General features: G+C 65.8%; 3 protein-coding genes. 1 reads left to right on the plus strand and 2 read right to left on the minus strand.

The window, feature by feature from the left end; translation table 11 throughout:
* Positions 1-440 precede the first annotated feature (440 nt).
* Positions 441-1,016 carry an alpha-ketoglutarate-dependent dioxygenase AlkB gene (locus ACFFC4_RS21825; RefSeq protein WP_375504803.1) on the plus strand — a complete coding sequence of 192 codons (576 nt, stop codon included), beginning with the start codon at positions 441-443 and terminating at the stop codon, positions 1,014-1,016.
* Between the two features lie 244 nt (positions 1,017-1,260).
* Here ACFFC4_RS21825 and ACFFC4_RS21830 read toward each other — a convergent pair whose 3' ends face one another.
* Together ACFFC4_RS21830 and ACFFC4_RS21835 are read right to left on the minus strand one after the other, a co-directional pair.
* Entirely contained in the window at positions 1,261-2,226 is a 966-nt protein-coding gene (locus ACFFC4_RS21830; RefSeq protein ID WP_375504805.1) for an IS481 family transposase, read from the minus strand.
* A 272-nt stretch (positions 2,227-2,498) separates the two neighbouring features.
* Complete coding sequence (locus ACFFC4_RS21835) at positions 2,499-3,860, minus strand: tyrosine-type recombinase/integrase (protein WP_375504807.1); 1,362 nt, start codon at positions 3,858-3,860, stop codon at positions 2,499-2,501.
* Positions 3,861-4,087 lie beyond the last annotated feature (227 nt).

Genomic DNA, 4,087 nt, shown 5'->3' on the forward strand with positions numbered 1-4,087 from the left:
GGTGTCCGAGACCGCCCCGGCCTTGAGCTCCTCGAGCGAGCGCGAGCAGGTGTCCGAGACCGCCCCGGCCTTGAGCTCCTCGAGCGAGCGCGAGCAGGTGTCCCCATCAGTCTGAGTCATTTCTTCCCCTTTCGGTGCCGGGTCCGTTCCCGACGTGTCGCTACTTTGCGCCCGGGGGCAGTCATGAAACCGCAGGCTGCGCGAGATGCGGAGTACTACGCGTTCTCGTCTCGAGGCGTAACGAGCGCACGTCGGGGCTTCTAGCCTCGAGTTGATTAGCCCGCCGCGACCGTGCACGTCACCGGATCCTCTGTCTGCGGCAAGTACCAGACACAAACAAGAACAGACGGCCGCAGGCCGCGTTCACGATCCATCAACAGCGCTTCACCATCAGGTGACCAGTCGCTTGCCTTGCGCAAGTACAAGCCAAGAGGAGCTTCATGCTGACCCACCAGATCGCGAACGGCTGCGAGGTGTTTACGGACAGACTGGATACCGGACTGCTGTGGAACGAGGAAACGTTCAGCGCGCGGTGGAACTCGCACCCGGAAGAGCGCCATGTGGTGCGCATGTTTGGAAGACCCATCACGGTCGCTCGGTGGCAGCAGGCGTACGGAACTGACTACGGCTACTCAGGCACCCGGAACGTCGCGCAACCCATCCCCGTCGAACTGCTCCCACTCCTTGGGTGGGCAAGCTACCACGTCGACGAGAGACTTAATGGGCTCTTGGTGAACTGGTACGACGGTCCCAGAGACCATATAAGCTGTCACCGAGACGACGCCCGCGATCTGGTCCCTGCCGCTCCGATCGTCACGATCTCCTTTGGCGAGACGCGAACGTTTCGCCTTGAGCAAGGTCGTGGGAGCGAACGTTTGACCCGCGACATTGATCTCAGGGATGGTGATGTCCTGATACTGCCGGCCGCGACGAATCGGGCGTGGAAACACTCCGTGCCTGCGCGGCAGGCCTACCGTGGCCGACGCATTTCCGTAACGCTGCGCGCCTTCGTGTAACGCGGAGAGCGACTCGCGCAGAGGAACCAACCAGTTGAGAGGGTCAGCCCTGGGTCTTGAGTCGGAGACTGCCGAAATACCTCAGCTTTCGGCGCGTGTGCGGAGCCGTCAGTTGACAAAATTGAGCGGTACCTTGTTGGCAGCGTCTGCCAGCCGAAATGCTCGCGGCGTTGGGGTGTTGCTCGCCGGGATAAGGTTGCGGCGCAGTCGAGGGGACTAGGTGTCGTGACCTGACACGTTGTTGTCAGGCGGCGAGCCGGCTGATGGGTGGGTGTCCGCCGAGGGCGGAGTGGCCGCGTCGAGTGTTGTAGCGCAGCAGGAAGCGGTCAAGGCCGCGGCGGCGAAGGCTGTGGCTGGTCCAGGGTCGGGCGTAGGCCCATTCGTTGAGCAGGGTGCGGTTTAAGCGTTCAGCTTTGCCGTTGGTCCAGGGGCAGCCGGGTTTGGTGAAGCGGCGTTTGAGTTGCCAGGCTGAGCAGACCCAGCCCCAGTCGGTGCCGTGTCGGTAGACCATCGCGTTGTCGGTGAGCAGGCGCCGGACGGCGATGCCGTGGGCGGCGAACCAGGCCAGCGCGCGGTGCAGGAACGCGGCGCTGGTGGCGTCTTTCTCGTCGTTGTGGATCTCGGAGTAGGCCAGGCGCGTGTGGTCGTCGATCGCGGTGTGGATGTAGTCGTAGCCGATTTTGGTCTTCTTGTGCCGGTGCGCGTTGGTGGCGTCGCGGCCGTGCAGCCGCCAGCCTCCGCCGGGCGGGATCTTGCCGAGTTTCTTGACGTCGACGTGGATCATCGAACCGGGTGCGGGGTGTTCGTAGCGGTTCTCGCTGCGCCGCGAAGACCGGATCCGCTCGCCGGTAATCGGGTCGATCACAGCCAGGTTCGGCACGTCGTGTCGACGTAGGATCCGCCCGACTGTTGATGGGTTCAACCCGAGCTCGGCCGCGAGCACGACCGCGCCGCGCTTGCGTCGCTGACGGGCCGCGAGCACCCGCTTCTCCACCTTGTGGCCGGTCCGGGCCGGCATCCGCTGCGGACGCGACGAGCGGTCGGCCAGCGCGGCGTCGCCGCCCTCGGCATACCGGTGCACCCACTTGTGCATCGTGGCGCGTGAGACACCGAGCTTCTCGGCGACATGCGCCGCCGGCCACCCGGCCGCGACACGATCAACCATCAGCTTGCGAGCGAAAACGTTCGTACGGGCGTTAGCGTGACCCACGAGGACCTCCTGCGAGTAGATGCCTAGACACATCCACTCCGTTAGGAGGTCCTCCCACTTTCAAGCAGGCACGCCGTCAACAACCTCTCGGGTCACGACAACTAGGACGCCGCGGTCTGCACGGTCAGCAACCCAACTGGGAGCGGCCGGCGACACATCCCAGACAATCAGGACCCCTGGCCAAGTGGTGACAGGCGGTCTCACTCGCAGAGCCTCGTCAGCCCGGCCTGCTGCTCGGTCAAACGGCGTCGATTCTGAGTCGTGCGTCCTCACTAGCTTCGGTTGCGGATGTTGTTGAGTGCGGTGATGGTGGCGGCGTCGGCGTGGGGAAGTGTGTGCAAGTACTGCTCGGTGGTGGTCAGGCGGGCGCGGCCCATGCGGTCTTTGACGGCTTGCAGGTCGGCGCCGCCGGACAGAAGCCAGGACGCGTGGGCGTGTCGGAGGTCGTGGACGCGGACGTGGAACTCCAGGCCGGCTAGTTCGAGTGCGGGTTGCCAGATCTGGCGGCGGAACCAGGTGCGGGAGATGTGCTGACCGATCTCGGGCGATGGTGATCCGACCGGTCCGCTAATGGCGCGGGATCCATCGGCGCCGCTGGCTCTTCGTCGGGCGCGGTAGGTGGCGTATGCGCCCCGGCATGCCGCGCAGCGGCAGGGTGCCATGTTGTAGGCGGTGATGGTGCCGTGGCGGTACGTGCGGCCTGCCGCGTTCGGTTCGGTCAGACCGCCCGGCGCAGGGGCGGCCGGGCTGTCGGCCGGCCCGTCCACTGTTGGGTCGTCTTTGGCATCCGAGGGTGGCGCGGGAAACACGAGGTCGGTCGGGCCGCGGCCGCGGACGTGCTCGCGGAGTTGGTCTTGGATGTGGGTGGAGAGGCCGAGGCGTCGGGGTTGTTTGTCTTTGGGGTAGTTCTTGATCAGGAACCGTCCGCCGGTGGGGTGGAACTTGGCGGGGATCTCGATCACGGTCCGCGAGACCGAAAGCATGCCGTGGTGGAGGTCGAGGTCGCGGACGCGGAGTTCGACGAGTTCACCCCAGCGCAGTCCGGTCTCGGCGTCGGTCTCGACCATCAACTGCATCTCGCGGGTGGGCAGGGCGGCATGGATGAGGTCGAACTGCTCGGGGGTGATGATCCGCCGAGTCGCCGGCGGCACCGGCGGGGCCTTGATCCCGGCGGTCGGGTTCAACGAGGTGATCTGGTCGTTGAAGGCGGTGGTGAAGATCGCGGACAGCACCGCGAGGCAGTGTTTGATCGTGGCCGGCTTGACCCCGGCGGCGCTGAGTGAGGTGACCCAGGCTCGGATGTCGGTGGGCAGGATCGCGATCATCTTGTAGCCGCCGAACACGGGCAGGATGTGCTTGTCCAGGACGTAGCGGTAGTTCTGGCGGGTGGTCAACTCGATCTGGTGGTTCGGGAACCACTCGTCCTCGACGTATCGGTTGAACAGTTGGCGGCTGCGGCCGGAGTCGGTGTGCCGGCCCGCGGTGGCGTCGGTTTCGGCGCGTTGCCAGGCCCGGTCGGCGTCCCGGCGGGACGGGTAGGTGCCGACGGATCTGCGGCGTCCGGTGACGTCGTCGTAGTAGGCGGTGTAGCGGGCTTTGCCGTCTGCGCCGATACGTTTGCGTGACTGCCCCATGAGCGTCCCCAACCTGTGTGGGAGGTGCCGACCCTTGACCCTCATTTGACCCCGCGACCCGCCGCCACGGGCTGACACGGGCCGACATGAAGCGGCAGCGGGCGACTCCAAATCCCCTGCTATAGGGGAAGCGTAGCCCGCAGGCCCCGGAATACAAGGGCTTCTGCATCCACCGCTACCGGGCTGGCAGTGTGGGGGTCAGGGGTTCGAGTCCCCTCAGCTCCACC

It is taken from the genome of uncultured Jatrophihabitans sp., assembly GCF_964244045.1.
Classification (GTDB): Bacteria; Actinomycetota; Actinomycetes; order Mycobacteriales; family Jatrophihabitantaceae; genus Jatrophihabitans.

Bases quoted from the DNA above. Each gene is read 5' to 3' on its own strand.
- ACFFC4_RS21825 (WP_375504803.1), top strand. From the start codon at position 441: ATGCTGACCCACCAGATCGCGAACGGCTGCGAGGTGTTTACGGACAGA.
- ACFFC4_RS21835 (WP_375504807.1), bottom strand. From the start codon at position 3,860: ATGGGGCAGTCACGCAAACGTATCGGCGCAGACGGCAAAGCCCGCTAC.